Genomic DNA, 20,423 nt, shown 5'->3' with positions numbered 1-20,423 from the left:
ACCATGACACCCCAGCACAGGCAGATCGCGGCGGATGGCCCGACCCGTTTTGCACGGGCGGTCGCCCTGCTGTTGTCGCTCGGCGCCGCAGCCCTTGCCGCGACCCTTTTGGCCGAGGCTGCGGCGCGAGATGGGTTCAGCGGCTGGGACGGCCTCCGGGCCTTGCTCGTTTTCGCCACCACCGCTTGGTTGGCTTGGGGGGCGTTGCTGGCGCTGATCGGGCTTTTCGGCGGCAGATCGACGCCGCCCCGCCCCGCGCTTGAGGCACCGCAGCCGCGCACGGTGATCGCGGTGCCCATCTGCAACGAAGACCCGCTTACCACCTTCGCCCGCATCGCCGCGATTGACCGCTCCGTCGCCCGGGCCGGGGTTACGGCGGATTTCGTGGTTCTGTCGGACACACGCGATGACGCGCTGGCCGGGAAAGAGCAATTCGCCTTCGCCCGCCTGCTGCGCGAGACCGAGGGCCAAGGCCGCATCTTCTACCGCAGGCGGCAGGACAATGCGGGCCGCAAGGCGGGCAATATCGAAGAGTTCATTCGCAGCTACGGCGGGGCCTATGACTTTGCCGTGATCCTTGACGCCGACAGTCTGATGGAGGGCGAGACGATCCGCGCCATGATCGCGCGGATGCAGGCCGATCCGCAGCTGGGGCTCTTGCAGACCCTGCCCAAGATCATCGGCGCGCGGTCTTTCTTTGGCCGCGCCTTGCAGTTCGCCTCGTGGTTCCATGGGCCGATCTTCACCCGTGGCCTTGCCCGCATGCAGGGGGCCACGGGGCCGTTTTGGGGCCATAACGCGATCATCCGCGTCCGCGCCTTTGCCGAAAGCTGTGGCCTGCCCGAACTCTCTGGCCCGCCACCCTTGGGCGGGCATATCCTGAGCCATGATTATGTCGAGGCGGCCTTGCTCGCCCGCGCCGGTTGGAAGGTCGAGGTGGATGAGACCTTGGGCGGCTCCTTTGAGGAGGGCCCCGAAAACGTCCTTTCCTTCGCGCGGCGCGAGCGGCGCTGGTGCCAAGGCAACCTGCAACATGCGCGGCTGATCTTCGCGCCCGGCTTGGCGGGGTGGAGCCGCTTTGTCTTTTTGCAGAATGTGACCGCCTATGTCGTCTCGCTTCTCTGGGCGGCCTTTCTGATCACCTCGGCGATCAGCACGCTCTACGCGCCGCCGCCGGAGTATTTTCCCGGCCCCTATCAGCTTTTCCCCGTCTTCCCCGATACCAGCGCGCGCGAGATCACGCTGCTGGCCTTGGGCGTGCTGGGGCTGTTGGTGGTGCCAAAGCTGCTGATCCTGATCCATGCGCTTCTCACCGACCGGGCGCGCGACTTTGGCCGTGCTTTGCGGATGGCGCTCTCGGTGCTGACCGAGATCGTGCTAACCACGCTTCTGGCCCCTTTGATGCTGCTCTACCACAGCCGGGCAGTGATGCAGGTCCTCTCGGGCCAAGACGGCGGTTGGCCCGCCAACCAACGGAACGAGGGCCAGTTGAGTTTGGCCGATGGCTGGGCTGCGGGCCGGTGGATCGTGTTCATTGGCGCGGTGATCCTCGCGGCGGTGCAATGGGTCGCGCCCGATCTGACCGTCTGGCTGCTGCCCGTCGCGGTCCCGATGCTGCTGGCCCCGCTGCTCATCGCCTGGACCTCCCGCCCCCTGCCCCGCAGGCTTTTCGCCGTGCCCGAGGATGCCGCGCCGCGCGATGTCGTCGCGGAATACGACAGTATCTGCGACGTTTGGCGGCTGACGTGGAATGACGAACATCTGATGCCAGAACCCAAAGCGGCGGATCTGCCCCATGCCACCGCCTAACACCGGGCTGTCGCCCGCCGCGCTGGCTGCCGGCGCGGCTCCCAAATCCGCCCGCGATCCGCGCATCGACCTGTTTCGCGGGCTGGCGCTGGTGATGATTTTCATCAACCACGTCCCGGGCAACCCCTATGAGGCCCTGACCATCCGCAACCTCGGTTTCGCCGACGCGGCAGAGGCGTTCTTCCTCATGTCCGGCATCGCCGCAGGCTTGGCCTATACGCCCCGTTTCATCGCGCGAGGCAGGGTGCGTCACGGCCTCTGGCGTGCCATCGCGCCCCTGTGGAAACGGGCGTGGTCGCTTTATGTGGTGCAGCTCCTGCTCTCAGCAGTGGCCTTAGCCATCTTCGCCGCCGCCTTCCAGATCACGACAGAGGCCGCCTTCCTGACCAAGATCAACATGCGGCAGCTCTTTCAAAACCCGACCCAAAGCGTGATCGGGATACCGCTTTTGACGCATCAGTTCGGCTATGTGAACATCCTGCCCGCCTATTCGGTCCTGCTGATCTGCGCCCCGGCGGCGATCATGCTAGGGCTGCGCTGGCCGCGCCTGCTTCTCGCGCTGTCGCTGGTGCTTTGGCTGCTGACCGGTGTCTTCCGGCTTAACCTGCCGAACTACCCCAACCCGGGCGGCTGGTTCTTCAACCCCTTCGCATGGCAAGCGATCTTTGTCTGCGGGCTGCTGGTGGGTCTGAGCCAGCGGCAGGGCTGCCGCTTTTTCCCGAACTCGCAAGCGCTGTTCTGGCTGTCCGCCGCCGTCCTGCTGGGCGTCTTCGCATGGCGCTATGTGCCGGGTTTGGGCCGTTTCCTGAACCTGCAAATGCATCATTTGAGAGAGGCCGGGGTGCCCTTCAACATCACTTCGCACGACAAGACCTATCTCTCCGCCCCGCGGTTCGTTCACATTCTGGCCTTGGGATATTTCCTGTCACAGTTGCAGACCGTCACCCGCCTGTCGGCCCATGCCCTGGCCAGCCCGGTTCGGTTGATCGGGCGGCATGGTCTGCTGGTCTTTGCCAGCGGCACCGTTCTGGCGCTGATCTGTCAGGTGGCGATGATGGCGCGGCCAGAGGCGCAGTGGATGCCGTGGGTTCTGCCTCTTGTCGGAACGGCGGCGCTCTATGGCATCGCTTGGATTGCAGAGACCTCGCGGCAGGTGCTTGCCGCACCGGCTGAACCCGCACCCGTCTCGCTTAAAGCACCAACCGCCGAAGCCACCCCCTAGCCTTTACGAACGCTGGTCGTCGCTCCGCCCCCATTTGCGCCACGCAAGCCATGCAAGCCCCAGCCCGCCCGCGATCAGCGCCATGTGCCGCGGGCGAATGCCGCGCCCGGTGGCGGTGTTTTCGCCCGGATGGTAGCGCGGGTCGAGCAAGCGGGTATTGGCGAGGAATCCACCGACGACAGTCTCGCTGCCCCGGAACACCGCCCGCAGGCCACGGCCCTTCTTGCGGTTGAGGGTTTCGATGGTCCCGATCATCGACTTCTTCTCTTCCATCACCTCGGCCACACGTTCGGGCGGCAGCCCGAGGTGCTCGGCAATCAAGCGGGTTCTGAACCCTTCGATCACCTTCGCCGGGTGTTCGATCGCGACGTCACACTCGGTATCAAACCCCATGGAACGGTTGTTGAGGTTGCTGGAACCAAGACGCAAAAGATGATCGTCGATAATCATGATCTTCGCATGAACATAGATCGGCTCCCCCTCCTTGGTGACGGGGAAATAGATGCGAAAGCGGTTCTGGTGATCCGCGCGTTTTAGCTCTTCGACGAGCCGCTCCCGCAGGACATGCATGGCGTCATCTTCCAACTGGGATTCCGCATCGCGCGGGTTGATGATGACGATCTCCGGCCCATCCTCTTCGGCCAACCTGGCTTTAAGCGCATCGCAGACCGAAGCGGCGGCGAGGTACTGCGATTCAATATAGATATAGTCACGCGCCGATTGGATCCCCGCGATATAGAGGCGTTCGATCTCATTGATCAGCGGCTCTTCGTCGAAAGGCGGCTCGGTCCGGGCGATGCCCACCTCGACGCCTTCGGCATCAATCGGCAGGTCTTCGGGCCATTCGGACATGGGCGCATCCTCAGGCCGCGCGATCTCATCCCCCGTGGCGCGGAACCAACGCCGACGCGAAAGCTCACCCAAGGCCGCGGCGGCGGGGCCTGACATGGCCGAGGTTGCGTCATGCCAAGGGTCAGAGGGCGTGCCATCCTTGCGCAGGCGGCGCGGGTCGTTCGGCAAGTGATCGGGTGTGTCCCAGCGGTCCTCGGTCGCGTCGATCCCGCCGCAGAAGGCCAGAGCGTCGTCGGCCACGACAATCTTTTGGTGGTGGCAGGCGCCGAAGGGGTGATGGCCGTCCAACGCAAAATGAATCCGGTCGCCACCGAAAAGGCTGAGCGCTAACGAGGGCACCAACCGTCCCGGCGCGGCCAGCACAGCGCCGTTCCATTTCAGCAGGTAGACATGAAGATCCGGCGTCCGCTCCACCACCGCCTCGACAAAGGCGCCAAGCTGGTTGGGATAGCCGTCGGGTGCGTTGCCGTCTTCGTCACTTTCGCCCGGCAGCATCTCAAGCTCGAAATCGAAATCCCAGCCGATCAGCATCAGCTGCTGCCGCGCCCCGAGGAAAATCTCGCGCAGGACCCGGAAATAATCCGCCGCATCGACGATAAGGCCGAACCGATCGGCCCGGGCGACGCGCCATGTGGTCTTGTCATTGAACAGGCTTTGGCTGTTCGCCCCTTGGGTCGACGCCGCGTGGTTCGTCTTAGCCAGTTCCAAATCGCCCTGCACGTTTTTGCCCCTTTCCACTCGATGCTACAGGACTAAACGCGCATTGTAGCGCGAAGTTGCATCCATGCGTAAATATCGGGCGGGCTCAGACCGGTTGCGCCTCAGACAGCTCGGCCTGCAGCCGGGCTTCTTCGGCGGCTTTGGGCGTGGTGAACCGCGCCAGCAGGAAATAGGCGACCGGGGTGAGATAGAGGGTCGAGAGCGTGGCCATGCCCAGCCCCCCGACGATCACCCAGCCAAGCGCCTCGCGCGCCTCGGCCCCCGCGCCCGCCGAAAGGATCAACGGCACGCCGCCCAAGACGGTCGAGGTCATCGTCATCATCACCGGACGCAGCCGGATGGTGGAGGCGCCAAAGATCGCCGCGTGGATATCCGCCCCCTGATCGCGCAATTGGTTGGCAAATTCGACAATCAGAATACCGTTCTTGGCCATGATCCCGATCAACATGACCAGCCCGATTTGGCTGTAAACGTTCAGGCTCTGCCCCGTCATCAGCAGCGCGAAGATCGCGCAGGCCAGCCCCAAGGGCACCGTGGCCATCACCACGATGGCAGAGATGAAGCTTTCGAACTGCGCGGCGAGGACAAGGAAAACCACGAGGATCGCAAAGCCGAAGGTCACGAAAAGCCCCGAACTGGTTTGATCCAACGCGGCGGCCTCGGCCAGCGGCACGATCAGGTTTTCATCGTCCAACACCTCCTGCCCCACCGCGCGCACCTGTTCCAACGCATCGCCCAATGACAGGCCCGGCGTCAGCCCGGCGGAAATCTCGACTGAGCGGTTCTGGCCCTCCCGGTCCAACTCGGGCGCGACGGCGCGTTCTTCGAGGATCACGAAACTGGCTAGCGAAATCATCTGCCCGTTGCCCGATTGGACAAAGACGTTCTCAAGGTCGCGCGGGTCGTTCACCGGGTCCGAGGTCGACAGCATCTGCACGCCATAGCTGGTGTCGTCGATAAAGACCGATGCCACCTCGCGCCCGTCGAGCATCGCCTGCAAAGCCTGCCCCAGCCCGGTGATGTCGACGCCGAGGTCAGCGGCCAGCGTCCGGTCGATCTGCACGAAAAGCTGCGGCTGCGTGCGTTCATATTCCAGCCGCACCTGCCCCATCGCGGGGTTCGCGCTCAACCGGTCCACCATCGCCTGTGCGACTTGCGACAATTGCTCGTAGTTGTTGCCTGTGATGGCGAAAGACAGGCCGCGCCCCGCGCCGCGAATCCCGAGGGAGTTCGGCTGAATTGCAAAGGCCCGCACGCCCACGATGCCGCGCAGCTTGCCGTTGATCTCGCCCACAATCTCATCTTGGCTGCGCGCACGGTCTTCCCAACCGGCGAGCGTGAACACCATAAAACCCCGATTGTCCGCGCCAAACCCGGTGATGGAGAAGATATTCGTCACCTCTCCGGCCTCTTGCAGCGGGGTGATCAGGTCTTCGATCTCGCGCATCTTGCTTTGCGTATAATCAAGCGAGACGCCCTGCGGGGCCGAGACGCTGAGCAGCGCTACGGCGCGATCTTCGCGCGGGGTCAGCTCTTGCCGAATCTCGCCCGAGACCAGCACCGCCGTCAGCGCGACGAAGGCCGCGATCAGCACCACGACATAGGGCATCGCCAGCGCCCATCTGAGGGTCGCCGCATAGGCGCGGTAAAGCAGGTTGCCAAGCCACACGACAGGGCCGCGCGGGTTCTCTGCCGCGGGTTTGGTCAAAAGGCGGCTCGCCAAAACTGGACAAAGGCTGAGCGCCACGACCGAGGACAGCATCACCGCGATGGCGAGGGTAAAGCCAAACTCCCGAAACAGCCCGCCCGCCTGTCCGGGCAGGAACGACAGCGGGATAAAGACCGCCGCCAGCGTGGCCGTGGTGGTCACCACGGCAAAGAAGACCTGCGATGTGCCCAGCACCGCCGCCGCGCGCGGCCCCATGCCCGCCGCCCGTTGGCGCACGATATTCTCCAGCACCACAATCGCGTCATCCACGACCATCCCGGTGGCCAGAACCAGCGCCAGCAGGGTCAGGATATTGATCGAAAAGCCCACCAGATAGATCGCCGCCAAAGTGCCGATCAGCGCCACCGGTAGGGTCAGCGCCGGGATCAGCGTGGCGCGGAAATCACGCAGGAAGACAAAGATCACCGCCACCACGATGCCCACGGCAAAGGCCAGCGTTGAGAGCACCTCGCGGATCGAGCCTGAGATAAAGGTCGCATCGTCCGAGGTGACGAAAATCCGCACGTCCTCGGGCAGGGTTTCGTTCAACTCCCCCACCACGGCGCGCACATCGCGCGAGATCTCAAGCGTGTTCGACGTGGCCTGCCGGATGATGCCAATGCCGAGGCCCAATTGCCCATTGGCACGCAGGATCGTCTCCCCTTCGGCGGGGCCAAGCGTGACGCTGGCGACATCGCCGAGCCGGACGTTCTGCTTGATCTCCATCGCCTCGAACGCCTGTGTGGTGACGACGCTGGCCGTGGTGCGCACGTTAATCGACTGACGGTCGCCCGCCAGATCGCCCGCGGGCGCATCATAGGCCACATCGGCCAAGGCGCGCTGGATATCGCCCAAGGTCAGGCCCCGGCTGGCCAGTTCCAACTGGTCGATATCGACGCGGAAAAACGGCTCACGGTCGCCGTAGACCTGCAAATCCGCCACCCCGTTGACCGAGATCAGTCGATCTTCGACGCGGTCCTGCACCAGTTTGGTCAACGCCTCCGGCGAGCGGCCCATGGAGGTCACGGCGATGCGCATCACCGGCTGGGCATTGGCATCGGCCTTGACGATCTGCGGCTGGTCGGCCCCTTCGGGCAATTGGTTCACAATCCGCGCCACCGCATCGCGCACATCGGTCGCGGCCACGTCGATGTCGGTGCTGTCGTTGAACTCCAAGGTGACCCGGCTGCGCCCGAAGCGCGAGTTCGATGAAATCGCCCGCACGCCCGAGACCCGGCCCACGGCTCCTTCGATCCGCCCCGTAAGCTCCTGATCGACGGATTCCGGGGAGGCGCCCGAGAAGGTCGTGGTGACCGTGACCACGGGCCGGTCGACATTGGGCAGCTCCCGCACCTCCGCACCGAAAAGCGCGGCGATACCTGCCAGCACGATCAGCGCGTTCAGCACGAAAGCAAGGATCGGGCGACGCACGAAAAGCGCGGTGCCCGAGGCGGTGCTCGCGGGCGGCGTGGCGTCCTCGGTCGGGGCCGCGCTCATAGGGTTGTCTTCTCAGTCGGGGCGGCATCTGACTGCACGCTGCCCGCGCGGTTGACCTCGCGCACCTCGCCGCCTTCGCGCAGGGTTTGCACGCCTTCCGTCACCACCACATCATCGGCGGTCAGATCCTCCGACAGCACGAGCACGGAATTGCTGTTGCGCTGCGCGATCTCGACCGCGACTTGGTGCGCCTTGCCCTCCCGTACCGTCCAGACAAACGGCCCGTCCGAGGACCATTGCACCGCCAGCGGCGGGATCGCCAGAAACGGATCGCCGACAAAGGTCAAGCTGACCGAAAAGGCCATGCCCGCGCGCAGCTGGTCCCCTTCGTTCGGCACGCGGCCCTGCACCAGAAGCGTGCGGCTGGCACGGTCGATCACGCTGTCGATGGCGCTGACTTCACCCGTCAGGGTCAAATCGCGCATGCCAAGCGGGGTGACGGTGATTTCCTTGCCCAAGGAGAGTTTGCTCACCACCCGCTCAGGCACGCGGAAATCGATCAGGATCTCGCTGCGGTCGGTGATGGTGGCGAGTTGATCCTGCGCATTGACGCGGTCGCCTTCTTCGATATCGGTGATCCCCACCCAACCCGAGATCGGCGCGAGGATGCGGCGTTGCGACAGATCGAACTGCGCTTGGCTGAGCGCAAGCTCGGCGCTTTGCAGGGCCAGTTCCGTCTCGCGCAGGCGCACTTCGCTGACCGCGCCGGTGTTTTGCAACCGCTCCACGCGGTCTTGCTCGGTCTGGGCGTTTTCAAGCTGCAATTCGGCTTGCTTCAGGGCGATCTGCTCGGCCTCATTCTCCAACAGGGCCACAACGGTGCCCGCCTCGATCAACTGCCCGGCGGGCAGGTTGAGATCGGTGATGACCCCCACGGCGTTGGAGCGCAGCGTGACGGAGCGGCGCGCGCGCCCGTCGCCGATGGCGGTGATCCGGTCGGCCAAAGTCTCTTCGCTGACCCCGGCGGTGACGACCAGCGACGGCCCGCCGCCGCCCCAGCCCCGGCCAGAGGCCTGTGGCGCCTCCGCGACCTCCTCGATCCCCAGAAGATCGAGCAAGCCGGTCTCCGCCACATAGGGGCGGGAGGCGGGGACATAGGTTAACATCGCGTAGAGACCCGCAACGAGAACCAGCAGAAATACGAAAAATTGGCGCAGGGCTTTCACGGGGGATGCGCTTTCAAAATATGTTACGAGGCGCATAATTGAGCATCGGCCCCAAAAAGGCACGTCAATTCTGCTTGATCACTGGCTGGGCATTCCCCGAAGGGGCCGCTGGCTGCTATCACTATGGCGCGGAAGTCTGCCCGGTGGAAGGGCAATGGGGTTGATTACTAGAAATTCCGTTTCCGCCGCACATATTCTGGCCCAAGCCGGATCGAAGACCAAGGGGACATCATGCGCGCGACGGTTCTACCACTGGCGACACTGCTACTGGGCTTTTCGCTTTTGCAGATGAGCAACGGGTTGCAGGGCACGCTTTTGGCCGTGCGCGCGGGGCTTGAAGGGTTTGGCGGGGCGACCACCGGCCTTATTATGTCGGGTTTTTTCGCGGGGTTGAGCGTGGGCTCCTTCGTGGCACCCCGGCTGATCAGCGGGGTGGGCCATATCCGCACCTTTGCCGCACTCGCCTCTGTCGCGTCGGCGGCGGCGCTGATGCATTTGGCTTTCATCGACCCTTGGGTCTGGATCGCCGTGCGCTGCCTGACCGGGTTCGCTTTTGCCGGGTTGATCATCGTGACGGAAAGCTGGCTCAACGCTTCGGTCAGTTCCGCGCAGCGGGGCAAATTGCTCGCGGTCTACGGCATGGTCGGCATGGCCTCAGGCGCGGCGGGGCAGTTCCTGCTGAACCTCGGGGATCCGGCTGAGTTCATCCTCTTCGTGCTCGTCTCCATCGTGATGTCGCTGTCGCTGGTGCCAATTTCGCTTAGCCGTGTAGAGGGGCCGCGCTCGGAAGGCGCGCAGGAGCCGCCGTCGCTGCGCCGACTGTGGGGGCTGTCGCCCTACGGGGCGGTCAGTGCAGGGCTGGTCGGGGCCTCTATCGGGACGTTCTACGGGCTGGCACCGCTCTTCGCACAGGAGATGGGCTATACCCAATCGCGCATCGCCCTGCTGATCGCGGCCTTCACCATTGGCGGGCTGATGCTGCAATTCCCGTTGGGCTGGGTTTCCGACCGGATGAGCCGCCGGGGCTTGGGCGTAGGACTGGCCGCGGCGGGCGGTGCTTTGATGATGCTGACCCTGCCGATCCCCGCGCCTTCGGGGTCGATGCTGCTGGTGCTGGGCTTTGCCATTGGCGGGCTGGTTCTGCCCGCGCAATCCATCGTCATCGCCCATGTCAACGACCGCGCCCCCGGCTCGGCGGTGGTGGCCGTCTCGGGCGGGCTGGTGCTGATGCAAGGGATTGGCGCCGCGATCGGGCCGCTGCTGGCGGGTGTGCTGCTGGATACACTCGGGCCGCGGGGCCTGCCACTGGCGCTTGGCGGCTTTCAGTTGACCATCGTGGCATGGGGGCTGCTGCGCATGACCCTGCGCAGCGATCCCGAAACCCAAGAGCGTCACGCGGCACCGCCGCTAACCCCCAACTTTGTCGAAGGCGAGCTGAGCCGCGAGGAATAGCGCGGCTTAGCTCTGGGGCCAGCTCTCTGGCACGTTGCTGCGCAGCTCTTCCAGCCACGGGGTGGCAACGGAGTCCGACGGGGCGCGCCAGTCCCCGCGCGGCGACAATGCCCCCCCGGCGCTGACCTTGGGCCCATTCGGCAGGGCCGAGCGCTTGAACTGGCTGGTGGCAAAGAAGCGGTGCAGAAATTTTTCGAGCCAGTGGCGGATCGTCTCCAGATCATAGGCGTTGCGTTTGCCCTGCGGAAAGCCCTCGGGCCAGCGCCCTACCTCGACATCATGCCAAGCGTGCCAGGCCAGAAAGGCCACTTTTGACGGGGCGAGCCCGTAGCGCATGGTGTGGAAGAGAAAGAAGTCGTTCAGCTCATAGGGGCCGATCATCGACTCGGTGCTTTGAATCTCTTCATCTTCGCCCGCGGGCACCAGTTCGGGCGAAATTTCGGTGTCCAGAATGGCTTGCAAGACCTTGTCCGTCTCAGCGTCAAACTGGCCCGAGCGGGTGGCCCAACGGATGAGATACTGGATCAGCGTTTTCGGGACGCCGGTGTTCACGGCATAGTGGCTCATCTGGTCGCCCACGCCATAGGTGCACCAGCCAAGCGCCAATTCGCTCAGATCGCCGGTGCCGATGACAAAGCCCTGCCGCTGGTTGGCGAGCCGGAAGAGATAATCGGTGCGCAGCCCGGCTTGGACGTTTTCAAAGGTGATGTCATAGACCGGCTCCCCGTCCGAGAAGGGGTGATCCATATCCTCAAGCATCTGCCGGGCGGCGGGGCGAATGTCGATCTCATCCGCGGTGATCCCCATGGCCTGCATCAATTTCCACGCGTTGGATTTGGTGCCCTCGGAGGTGGCGAAACCCGGCATGGTAAAGCCGAGGATCCGGTCGCGCGGGATGCCCATACGGTCACAGGCTTTTGCCGCCACGATCAGCGCATGGGTCGAATCCAACCCGCCGGAAATGCCGATGACCATGGTCTTGCCCTTGGTCGCCTCAAAGCGGCGGCGTAGCCCTTCGACCTGAATATTGAACGCTTCATAGCAATCTTGGTCAAGATGGCTTTCGCGGTTCGGCACATAGGGGAAACGACGCACGGGGCGGATCAGCCCGGCGTTCTCGTGATGCGGTTGATGGGCAAAGGTCACCCGGCGGAATTCCGGCGCGCGGTGCCGCGCGGCGTCATGGAAACTGCCCGTTCGCATCCGCTCAGACTGGATACGCCCGCAATCTACATCGGCGATGGTCAGCTCCGGCTCCAGCGGGAAACGGGTGGATTCGGCCAGAAGATCGCCCAACTCATGGATCATCCCCTGCCCGTCCCACGCCAGATCGGTCGTACTCTCCCCCGGCCCGGCGGCGGAGTACACATAGGCCGCGAAGGCGCGCATGGATTGCGACCGGCACAGCAGGTGACGGTCAGAGGATTTGCCGATCACGATATTGGACGCCGAGAGATTGGCGAGGATCAAGGCGCCCCCGAGAGCCGCATCCGCCGAGGGCGGCGCCGGCGTCCAGAGGTCTTCGCAAATCTCGGCATGGAAAATCAGACCGGGCAGGTCCGTCGCCTCGAAAATCAGGTCATCGCCAAAAGGCACTCGCCGGCCCGCGACGGTGATCTCTCCGCCGGTGTCACGGCCATGGGCGAACCAGCGTTTCTCATAGAACTCGCGGTAATTGGGCAGGTAGGACTTCGGCACCACGCCGAGCACCTGCCCGCGTGAAATGGCAATGGCGCAATTGTAAAGCCGCCCCTCACGGCGCAGTGGCGCGCCGAGCAGGATCACGGGGGTCATCTCGGCGCTGGCCTCGATCAGGTCACCAAGCGCCTCTTCCACCGCCGTTAACAGGGCATCCTGCATGTGGAGATCGTCGATGGCGTAGGACGAGAGTGACAGTTCGGGGCAAACCAGCAAATCCACCCGCGCCGCATCGGCCCGGCGCATTTCGTCCAGCAGGCTGTCGCGGTTGAAAGCCACATCGGCGGGCCGCACATGCGGCGTGCAGGTCGCCACCCGGACAAAGCCATGACGGTGGTAGGCGGTAAAGGCGGCGGCTTGGCTTTTGCTCACGTCAGGCTCTCCTCCAACATATCCAAAATCGTTTCAAGGCATCGCTGCCGGATCGCATCCCGGCCAATGGCACCAAAGGACTCGGCCCGATGAACCGTGTTACACCCCTCGCGTGCAAGCGCAAAATGCACAAGCCCCTCTTCATCCTCGGCGCTGCCCGGCCCGGCGAACCCGGTGGTCGAGACGGCAATCTGCGCGCCGGAACGGTCCTGCGCGCCTTCGGCCATTGCAATCGCCACGGGGCGCGAAACCGCGCCGCAGCGGTCCAAAAGCGCCCGATCGACGCCCAACAGCTCATGCTTGGATTGATCCGTATAGGTGACGAAACCCCGCTCGAACGCGTGGGAGCACCCTTCAATATCCGTCAGCAACGCGGCGACCAGCCCGCCGGTGCAGCTTTCCGCCGTGGCGATGTGAATGTCGCGGTCGCAAAGCACTTCCAAAACGGATTTCGCGCGATCTGCGATGTCGGGCTGCGCTAGGGGGTCACTGTTCTGCATCTTCGCTCCGCAAATTGGTGCCTTGTTAAGCAAAACCCCCGCAGGCCGCTGTGGTTCCTTGCGTTGACCCGCCGCAAACCGCCTGCTTAACATTGCAAGAAACCGAAACGCACCTCTGCATATGGGACCGAAGCGATGATTGATTTCTACACATGGACCACCCCCAACGGCCGCAAGGTCTCGATCCTGCTCGAAGAATTGGGAATCGACTACAATGTGCACGCCATCAACATCGGCAAGGATGAGCAGCACGCGCCCGAGTTTCTAAAGATCAGCCCCAACAATAAAATCCCCGCCATCGTGGACCATGACACTGGGGTAAGCCTGATGGAATCCGGCGCGATCATGATCTACCTCGCCGAGAAATATGGCCGTTTCCTGCCCGAGGGTCAGGCCGGGCGGGCCGAGGTGATGCAATGGTTGATGTGGCAGATGGGCGGCTTTGGCCCCATGGCCGGGCAGGCGCATCACTTCTTGCATTTCAACCCCGGCAAGGCGGCCTATGCCGAAGAGCGTTTCGGGGCTGAGGTCAAACGGCTTTACGGCGTGCTCGACAAACAGCTTGAGGGGCGGGACCACATTTGCGGCGAATATTCCATCGCGGATATGGCCTGCTGGCCTTGGGTGTCGCGCTATGAATGGCAGCAGATCGACCTTGCCGACTATCCCAATGTGCGTGCGTGGTATCAGCGCCTGCGCGCGCGAGATGCGGTGCAAAAGGGCTACCATGTGCCCAAGGTGATGGGCGAGATTCCCGAGGGCTGACATCCGCCCCCCGCCGCGGTTGCAACGTAGGCGGGAACCAAGAGACAAGTTGAACGGTTGCACTCCCGAAGGCAGTGCTGCCACGCGCGTAGGCTGCCCGTTTCACGAATGGGGGGCAGTATCGTGACGCTTGATCTCAAAGGTGTATCCTTGCGCGGCTGTCGGGCACTGCCATGAACAGTGCGCCGCGTTTCGACCCTTTTCCGCCCCAGTCGCAAAGGGATATCCTTTCGCAATCTGCTCGAAAGGCCCTGCGCCACGCGGCACGGGCCGAGGAGGCGGGCGCCGCCCCCATCAGCGGCTCTATCGACATTCTGCGTGACGCGGGGCTGATGCTGGAAGATGGCGCCACGGCCCCTTTGCGCACCGCCCATGCGCTGATGCAGATCGGTGCCGCCAACCTCAGCGTCGGCCGTTTATGGGAGGGCCACGTCAACGCGCTGCGCCTGATCCGCCTATACGGCAGTGCGGCGCAGGCGGAGCGGGCGAAACAGGTGATCCGGCAGGGCGGGCTTCTGGGCGTTTGGGGGGCCGATGGCAGCAATCCGGCGCGTTCCGAAAAGGGTGTTTTGAAGGGTGAGAAGATCTTCGCTTCCGGCCTCGGCACTGTGACCCATACGCTCGTCTCGCTCAATTCCGGCCCCGAGGTGCAGCTTGCGCTGATCGATGTGACCGACCCCGCCCGCGGCGATGCCTCGCAATGGGACATGCTGGGGATGCGGGCAACGGCCTCGGGGACCTATGATTTTTCCGGCCTGCCTCTTGAGGATGACGCGCTTATCGGCGCCCCCGGCGACTATCTGAAAGAGCCGCATTTCGTCGGCGGCGTCTGGCGGATCGCAGCGCTTCAGGCGGGCGCCGCGGCGGGGTTGATTGATGCGGCAGCCACTGCGCTGCGGGACATGGACCGGCTTGAGGCCGAGGCCCAATTGAGCCGCCTGATGCAGGTGCTGATGCGGGTCTGGGCTGGTATGGCATTGGTCGAACGCGCCGCTCTCGCCGATGCGGATGACCGCGCGGAGGAGACCCTCGTCAGCACCGCCATCGCCGCGCGGATTTATACCGAGGAGGTCGCCCTCGACGCGATCAAAGCGGTGGAGCAAAGCCTCGGGTTGCGCCATTTCACCGGAACCTCCGAGACGGGCCGCATGGCGCGCGATCTTTCGGTCTATCTGCGCCAAGCCGCGCGCGACGCCTTCCTACAACGCGCCGCTCGCCATGCGCTTTCGAGTGACCAGACGGTTTGGGGTGTCTTTGGATGAGCCATAACGCCCCCCTCGCCGAGGCTCTGTCGGGCCGCGAAAAGATCGTGGTACTGGCGCCGCACCCGGACGACGAAACACTCGGCTGCGGCGGTCTTTTGGCCCGCGCTTTCGCAGGGGCCGGGGCGCATGTCATCTGCCTGACCGATGGCGGCGCAAGCCACCCCGGTTCCCGCGCATGGCCCCCGGCCCGATTGGCCGAGACGCGGCGCGCGGAATTGGCAGAGGCGCTCGATCTCCTTGGTGGCGGCGCGGCGGATTTGACATGGCTCGGCCATCCCGACAGCCAATTGCACGAGGTGCCTGCCGACGCCATCCTGACCGAGCTGATGCAGGTGATCGACGCGCAAACGGCACGTCACATCTTCGTCCCGGCCCGCGAGGACAAACACTGCGACCATAAAACCACCGCGTCACTGGCCGACGGCCTGCGCGCGCAGCGCCCCGATCTGCATTTTCATAGCTATCCGGTGTGGAGCCGTTTCGATGATCCGAACTTCGCCGAGAACACAGCAGGCTACGCCCCCCTGACCCTCGACACCGCCGCCTATCGCGACGCCAAGAGTGCTGCGATCCGCGCGCATCGCAGCCAGCTTGGCCAAGTCGTGCAAGACGATCCCGAGGGGTTCGTTCTGCCCGAGTCGATGATCAACCTCTTCGCGCAGCAAGACGAAATTTTTTGGAGGATGCCGTGATGGGTGTGGGGTTGGATCATCTTCAAGGTCTCTATGCCGAGACGAGCGATCCTTGGGGGTTCGAACATAGCGCCTATGAGCAGGCCAAATTCGCCGCGACGCGGGCGGCGCTTTCGCAGGATGGCTACCGCTCGGCCTTTGAACTCGGCTGCGGCAATGGTCAATTGGCACGCCACCTGATCGACATCTGCGCGCGCTATACCGGGATGGATGCGGTCGCCAGCGCCCTGACCGCCGCGCGCAAAGCGGTGCCGGAGGGGCGCTTCGTCCAAGGGTTCTATCCCGGCCCCCTGCCCGAGGGGGACTTCGATCTGCTGATCCTCTCCGAAGTGCTCTATTTTCTGGATCATGCGGGGCTGGACCAACTGGCGACCGACATCGCGACCCGCTGGCCGAAGGCCGAGATCATCTGCGTGACTTGGCGCGGTGACACCGGCAATCCGTTGCAAGGGGAGGAGGCGCTGAACGGCTTTGCCAAGGCGCTCGACACCCATGCCTTCACCTGCGTCAGCGCGACCGAGGACTACCGCATCGACCGCGCCTTTCCGGAGGGTGACAGATGAGTTTCGAGCGCTGGAAAGACACCGCAATCATCATCCCCGCCCGGAACGAGGCGGAGCGGATCGGCGATTGCCTCACCGCCCTTGCCCCCCAGTGCAACGACCGTGTCCACGTAATCCTTGTGGTGAACAACACCGATGACGACACCGCCAAGATCGCCACGGCGGCGGCGGGGCGGCTTGGCATCGACCTCACCGTGCTCGATCTCACCTTCCCCCCCGGAATGGGGGTCGGCGCGGCACGGCGGAAGGGCTGCGCCGTGGCCTTGGAACAGATGCCTCATCTGCGCCAGATCCTGACCACCGATGCCGATTGCCGCGTCAGCCCCGATTGGGTCGCGCGCAGCATTCACCACCTCCAACGCTTTGACGCCCTCTGCGGCAGGGTCACGCTGAACCCCGAAGAGGCCGCCTGTTTGGCGCAGCAAGACCCAATGCTTGAGGCCCATGAAATGACTTACCGCCGCTTGGTGCTCACGCTCTACGCGCGGCACGCCCCGAACTGCGCCGATTTGCAAGGCAGCCACGGCGAAGCGCCGGGGGCCAGCCTTGGCTTCACCCGCGATGCCTATGAGGCCGTCGGCGGTTTCGCCCCAATCCCCTGTGGCGAGGACCGCGCGATCATCCGTGCCCTGCGGGCCGCGGGCCGCCGGGTGCATCACGCGAATGATGTCTGGGTCGAAGCCTCTTGCAGGCTTGTCGGGCGGGCGGCAGGCGGCATGGCCGATACGCTGCGCAACCGGCTGAGCGGGGCGGGCTATCTGGCCGATGACTGTTTGCCGGATGCGGGCTGCTTGCTGGAGAAACTGCGCCGGGGGGGTTTGGGCTGCTGGCCGGTGCAGGTGCCAGAGGCTGAACGCATTCCGGTCGATGAACTGCCCGCGCATATCGCGCTGCTGCGGGGCTTTTTGGACAAGTCCGCGGTCCGTGAGACAGCCGCTCCCCTCGCATTGGAGGCCGCAGATCTCCCCCCGCGCGAGAACTTTCCTGCCCGCCCGGCAAAAGCATCGGAACCCCTCGCCGCGGGGGTGGTTGAACTCTCATAGGGTCGGGCAATCACCGCCGGCTCTGGAGCGGTCCTCTCGGCCCGCCACATATTAGCAACAAATCCTCCCGATTATATTCCGGGGGCGCTGTGGAGAAAGATCATGACAGACAAAGAACTTGGCAAAGGCGGCGAACCCCGCCAGCAAACCACGGACCGCGAAAAGACGATGACGACCGCGCAGGGCGGCCCGATCGCGGATGATCAGAACTCACTCAAAGCAGGTCCGCGCGGCCCGGTCTTGATGGAAGACCACGTATTCCGCGAGAAGATGTTTCATTTCGACCACGAGCGCATTCCAGAGCGTGTCGTTCACGCCCGCGGCTACGGCGTCCATGGGCATTTCGAGCTAAAGGAAGCGATCCCCGAACTGTCCTGCGCCGATATCTTCCAGCGCGTCGGCGAAAAGACCCCGACCTTCACCCGTTTCTCCACCGTGGCAGGCAACAAGGGCTCTTTCGATCTGGCCCGCGACGTGCGCGGGTTCGCGACGAAGTTCTACACGCAAGAGGGCAACTGGGACCTCGTCGGCAACAACATCCCCGTGTTCTTTATCCAAGACGCGATCAAGTTCCCCGATCTCATCCACTCCGTCAAACCCGCCCCTGACCGTGGCTTCCCGCAGGCCCAGTCGGCGCATGACAACTTCTGGGATTTCGTCTCGCTCTCACCCGAGGCGATCCATATGACGCTGTGGCAGATGTCCGACCGGGCGATCCCGCGCTCCTTCCGCTTTATGGAAGGCTTCGGCGTGCATACCTTCCGGCTGGTCAATGCCGAGGGCAAATCGCATTACGTCAAGTTCCACTGGAAGCCCAAGCAGGGTCTGCAATCGGTGGTCTGGAACGAGGCGCTCAAGATCAACGGCGCGGACCCGGATTTCCACCGCCGCGACATGTGGGATGCCATCGACGCGGGCGACTACCCGCAGTGGGATCTGGGCATTCAGGTCTTTGACGACGAATTCGCCGATAACTTCGAGTTCGACATCCTCGACGCCACCAAGATCATCCCCGAAGAGCAGGTGCCGGTGCGCATCATCGGGACGCTGACGCTTGACGCCAATGTCGACAACTTCTTCGCCGAGACTGAGCAGGTGGCCTTTTGCACCCAGAACATCGTCCGCGGGATCGACCACACGAATGACCCGCTGCTACAGGGGCGGAACTTCTCCTACCTCGACACGCAGCTTAAGCGTCTCGGCGGGCCGAACTTCACCCATATCCCGATCAACGCGCCGAAATGCCCGTTCCACCACTTCCAGCAAGACGGGCATATGGCGATGCACAACCCCAAGGGCCGCGTGAACTACGAGCCCAACAGCTGGGGCGAGGATGGCGGCCCGCGCGAGAACCCACAGATTGGTTTCCAGAGCTACCCGGCAGAGGTCGAAGGTACGAAACAGCGCGTGCGCTCCGAGACATTCGCCGACCACTACAGCCAAGCGCGGCAGTTCTACATCAGCCAGACCGAGATCGAGCAGCAGCATATCGCGGCGGCCTATACCTTCGAGCTGTCGAAATGTCAGGAAGAGCGCATTCGCCTGCGGATGCTCTCGCATCTGATGAACGTGCATGACGATCTGGCGAAACAGGTGGCCGAAGGCTTAGGCGTGACCGAGATGCCGGACCCCGCCAAACCCGCGCGGGAGCCGATCACCGATCTGCCGCCCTCGGATGCGCTCAGCATTCTGAAGAACGCGCCGAACAGCTTCGCGGGCCGCAAGTTGGGTCTGTTCCTGACCGAAGGCGCGGATGCCTCGGTGGTGGAAGCCTTGGAAAAATCCTTTGCCGATGAGGGCGCGATGGTCGCCATCGTGACGCCGCATATCCAAGGGGTGACCCTCTCGGACGGCAGCACCCGCGAAGCGGATGAGAAGATCGACGGTGGCCCGTCGGTGGTCTTTGACGCGGTGGCCTTGGTCTTCGGTGAAGAGAAAGCCGATAAGATCGCCAAGAACAAACCGGCGCAGGATTTCGTCTCGGACGCCTTTGCGCATAACAAGTTCATCGCTTGGACCACAGCCGCCGATCCGCTGCTCAACGCCGCCGGGATTGAGAAGGACGAAGGGACGATGGAGGTCTCTGCCGATAATGCGAACGCGTTCCTTCAGACCTGCCGCAAACTTCGGTTCTGGCAGCGCGAAGAAAAGCTGAACTGGGAATAAGAAGACACCGGCCGGAGCAGAAATGCTCCGGCCCTTTTTCTAGCGCCGATGCACCTGCGATGAGGGTGAAATGGCGTTCGCCGTGTCCTGCAGGCGCGGCAGAATCTCGGCCCTGATCCGCTCCCGCGTCCAAGTATGCGCCGAGACCGAACATTGCACCGCCGCAAAGGCCCGCCCATCGGGGCCGGTAATCGGACAGGCCACCCCGATCTCGGACAAAATCATCTGATCGCTGGAGATCGCATAGCCCTGCTGCACGGCCTCACCGATGCTGTTGCGTATCGTGGCGCGGTCCATCGTGGTGCGCGCGGTGAAGGGTTTGAGCGGCCAAGTCTCGATCGCGTCTTCCCGGTCTTCGGGCGAGAAGGTCGAGATGATCGCCCGCCCCGCCGACGTCGAAAGCGCAGGCAGCCGCCGTCCGATCACCGTCGCCGCGAAATAGGTCCGCTGGCAGGGCAATCGGCTGACGTAGATGATGTGATCGGTCGAAAGCTCGGCGAGGTTCACCGTCTCCCCGATCTCTTGGCTGAGGTCGATCAGCTTGGGAATCGCCTGCCCCACCAATTGATCCGACCAGTAATAGGCATAGGCCAGCTCCAACCAAGCATGGGACGGGCGGTAGCGCCGCGTGGCCGGATCCTTTTCCAACATGCCCTCGATATGCAGCGTATTCGCCAGCCGCTGAACCGCGCTTTTATCCAATCCGCTGCGCGCGGCAAGCTCGACCAGTGACAATTCCGTATGCGATTCATCGAAGGCGCGGAGCAGCCGCAGCCCCTTGGCAAGCGACCCGACGTAGAGGGTATTTTGCTTCTTTTCCAATCACCTACCCCGAAATCTGGCCCAATTGTTCAAACCGGGGCTTGACGTATGTCGATCTGATTGCGTTTATTAATCGTATTGCGATATAAAGTATTATTATATGATACGGTA

15 protein-coding genes are annotated in these 20,423 nt (G+C 63.7%); 9 read left to right on the top strand and 6 right to left on the bottom strand.

The window, feature by feature from the left end; genetic code table 11:
• Window positions 1-3: 3 nt before the first annotated feature.
• Together mdoH and FCK22_RS08165 are read left to right on the top strand one after the other, a co-directional pair.
• A complete protein-coding gene (gene mdoH / locus FCK22_RS08170) occupies window positions 4-1,809 on the top strand; it encodes a glucans biosynthesis glucosyltransferase MdoH (protein ID WP_136720363.1) in 1,806 nt (601 codons plus the stop codon).
• On the top strand, window positions 1,796-3,031 hold the full coding sequence (locus FCK22_RS08165; RefSeq protein WP_067265091.1) for an OpgC domain-containing protein: 1,236 nt from the start codon (window positions 1,796-1,798) through the stop codon (window positions 3,029-3,031). Before mdoH ends, FCK22_RS08165 begins: the two co-directional genes overlap by 14 nt.
• Window positions 3,032-3,034: 3 nt before the next feature.
• Here FCK22_RS08165 and FCK22_RS08160 read toward each other — a convergent pair whose 3' ends face one another.
• The 3 genes from FCK22_RS08160 to FCK22_RS08150 all read right to left on the bottom strand — a co-directional run bounded on the left by FCK22_RS08160 (window position 3,035) and on the right by FCK22_RS08150 (window position 8,974).
• Window positions 3,035-4,603 (bottom strand): phospholipase D-like domain-containing protein, encoded by a 1,569-nt coding sequence (locus FCK22_RS08160; protein ID WP_067265094.1) that lies wholly within the window; start codon window positions 4,601-4,603, stop codon window positions 3,035-3,037.
• Window positions 4,604-4,688: 85 nt separating this feature from the next.
• Window positions 4,689-7,808 carry an efflux RND transporter permease subunit gene (locus tag FCK22_RS08155; RefSeq protein ID WP_067265096.1) on the bottom strand — a complete coding sequence of 1,040 codons (3,120 nt, stop codon included), beginning with the start codon at window positions 7,806-7,808 and terminating at the stop codon, window positions 4,689-4,691.
• A complete protein-coding gene (locus FCK22_RS08150) occupies window positions 7,805-8,974 on the bottom strand; it encodes an efflux RND transporter periplasmic adaptor subunit (RefSeq protein ID WP_082852082.1) in 1,170 nt (389 codons plus the stop codon). The genes FCK22_RS08155 and FCK22_RS08150 overlap by 4 nt, the downstream gene beginning before the upstream one ends.
• Before the next feature lie 231 nt (window positions 8,975-9,205).
• Between FCK22_RS08150 and FCK22_RS08145 the strand changes: the two genes are divergently transcribed.
• Complete coding sequence (locus FCK22_RS08145) at window positions 9,206-10,426, top strand: MFS transporter (RefSeq protein ID WP_067265100.1); 1,221 nt, start codon at window positions 9,206-9,208, stop codon at window positions 10,424-10,426.
• A gap of 6 nt (window positions 10,427-10,432) precedes the next feature.
• On the opposite strand, the gene FCK22_RS08140 is transcribed toward FCK22_RS08145, so the two are convergent.
• Both FCK22_RS08140 and FCK22_RS08135 read right to left on the bottom strand, forming a co-directional pair.
• Window positions 10,433-12,496 (bottom strand): NAD(+) synthase, encoded by a 2,064-nt coding sequence (locus tag FCK22_RS08140; protein ID WP_067265103.1) that lies wholly within the window; start codon window positions 12,494-12,496, stop codon window positions 10,433-10,435.
• Window positions 12,493-12,996 carry a CinA family protein gene (locus tag FCK22_RS08135; RefSeq protein WP_067265105.1) on the bottom strand — a complete coding sequence of 168 codons (504 nt, stop codon included), beginning with the start codon at window positions 12,994-12,996 and terminating at the stop codon, window positions 12,493-12,495. Before FCK22_RS08135 ends, FCK22_RS08140 begins: the two co-directional genes overlap by 4 nt.
• A gap of 135 nt (window positions 12,997-13,131) precedes the next feature.
• On the opposite strand from FCK22_RS08135, the gene FCK22_RS08130 reads away from it, so the two are divergent.
• From FCK22_RS08130 to FCK22_RS08105, 6 genes are all read left to right on the top strand, one after another.
• Window positions 13,132-13,761 carry a glutathione S-transferase N-terminal domain-containing protein gene (locus tag FCK22_RS08130; RefSeq protein WP_067265108.1) on the top strand — a complete coding sequence of 210 codons (630 nt, stop codon included), beginning with the start codon at window positions 13,132-13,134 and terminating at the stop codon, window positions 13,759-13,761.
• A 173-nt stretch (window positions 13,762-13,934) separates the two neighbouring features.
• Window positions 13,935-15,023, top strand: a complete 1,089-nt coding sequence (locus FCK22_RS08125; protein ID WP_082852081.1) for a hypothetical protein — start codon at window positions 13,935-13,937, stop codon at window positions 15,021-15,023.
• On the top strand, window positions 15,020-15,718 hold the full coding sequence (locus tag FCK22_RS08120) for a PIG-L family deacetylase (protein WP_067265111.1): 699 nt from the start codon (window positions 15,020-15,022) through the stop codon (window positions 15,716-15,718). The genes FCK22_RS08125 and FCK22_RS08120 overlap by 4 nt, the downstream gene beginning before the upstream one ends.
• On the top strand, window positions 15,718-16,281 hold the full coding sequence (locus tag FCK22_RS08115; protein ID WP_067265112.1) for a methyltransferase domain-containing protein: 564 nt from the start codon (window positions 15,718-15,720) through the stop codon (window positions 16,279-16,281). Before FCK22_RS08120 ends, FCK22_RS08115 begins: the two co-directional genes overlap by 1 nt.
• Window positions 16,278-17,324 (top strand): glycosyltransferase, encoded by a 1,047-nt coding sequence (locus FCK22_RS08110; protein WP_067265115.1) that lies wholly within the window; start codon window positions 16,278-16,280, stop codon window positions 17,322-17,324. Before FCK22_RS08115 ends, FCK22_RS08110 begins: the two co-directional genes overlap by 4 nt.
• A gap of 102 nt (window positions 17,325-17,426) precedes the next feature.
• Window positions 17,427-19,490, top strand: coding sequence for a catalase (locus FCK22_RS08105; RefSeq protein ID WP_067265118.1), 2,064 nt, complete (start codon window positions 17,427-17,429; stop codon window positions 19,488-19,490).
• A gap of 39 nt (window positions 19,491-19,529) precedes the next feature.
• Here FCK22_RS08105 and FCK22_RS08100 read toward each other — a convergent pair whose 3' ends face one another.
• The gene (locus FCK22_RS08100; protein WP_067265122.1) at window positions 19,530-20,312 is read right to left on the bottom strand and encodes an IclR family transcriptional regulator; all 783 of its coding nucleotides are present in this window, start codon (window positions 20,310-20,312) and stop codon (window positions 19,530-19,532) included.
• Between the last annotated feature and the right edge of the window lie 111 nt (window positions 20,313-20,423).

It is taken from the genome of Sulfitobacter sp. 15WGC, assembly GCF_005068605.1.
GTDB classification, from domain to species: Bacteria; Pseudomonadota; Alphaproteobacteria; order Rhodobacterales; family Rhodobacteraceae; genus Sulfitobacter; species Sulfitobacter faviae.
This window is presented reverse-complemented; position numbering and strand designations above follow the sequence as displayed.

Bases quoted from the DNA above. Each gene is read 5' to 3' on its own strand.
- FCK22_RS08120 (WP_067265111.1), top strand. From the start codon at position 15,020: ATGAGCCATAACGCCCCCCTCGCCGAGGCTCTGTCGGGCCGCGAAAAG.
- FCK22_RS08125 (WP_082852081.1), top strand. From the start codon at position 13,935: ATGAACAGTGCGCCGCGTTTCGACCCTTTTCCGCCCCAGTCGCAAAGG.
- FCK22_RS08165 (WP_067265091.1), top strand. From the start codon at position 1,796: ATGCCACCGCCTAACACCGGGCTGTCGCCCGCCGCGCTGGCTGCCGGC.
- mdoH (WP_136720363.1), top strand. From the start codon at position 4: ATGACACCCCAGCACAGGCAGATCGCGGCGGATGGCCCGACCCGTTTT.
- FCK22_RS08115 (WP_067265112.1), top strand. From the start codon at position 15,718: ATGGGTGTGGGGTTGGATCATCTTCAAGGTCTCTATGCCGAGACGAGC.
- FCK22_RS08105 (WP_067265118.1), top strand. From the start codon at position 17,427: ATGACAGACAAAGAACTTGGCAAAGGCGGCGAACCCCGCCAGCAAACC.
- FCK22_RS08130 (WP_067265108.1), top strand. From the start codon at position 13,132: ATGATTGATTTCTACACATGGACCACCCCCAACGGCCGCAAGGTCTCG.
- FCK22_RS08145 (WP_067265100.1), top strand. From the start codon at position 9,206: ATGCGCGCGACGGTTCTACCACTGGCGACACTGCTACTGGGCTTTTCG.
- FCK22_RS08110 (WP_067265115.1), top strand. From the start codon at position 16,278: ATGAGTTTCGAGCGCTGGAAAGACACCGCAATCATCATCCCCGCCCGG.
- FCK22_RS08155 (WP_067265096.1), bottom strand. From the start codon at position 7,808: ATGAGCGCGGCCCCGACCGAGGACGCCACGCCGCCCGCGAGCACCGCC.
- FCK22_RS08135 (WP_067265105.1), bottom strand. From the start codon at position 12,996: ATGCAGAACAGTGACCCCCTAGCGCAGCCCGACATCGCAGATCGCGCG.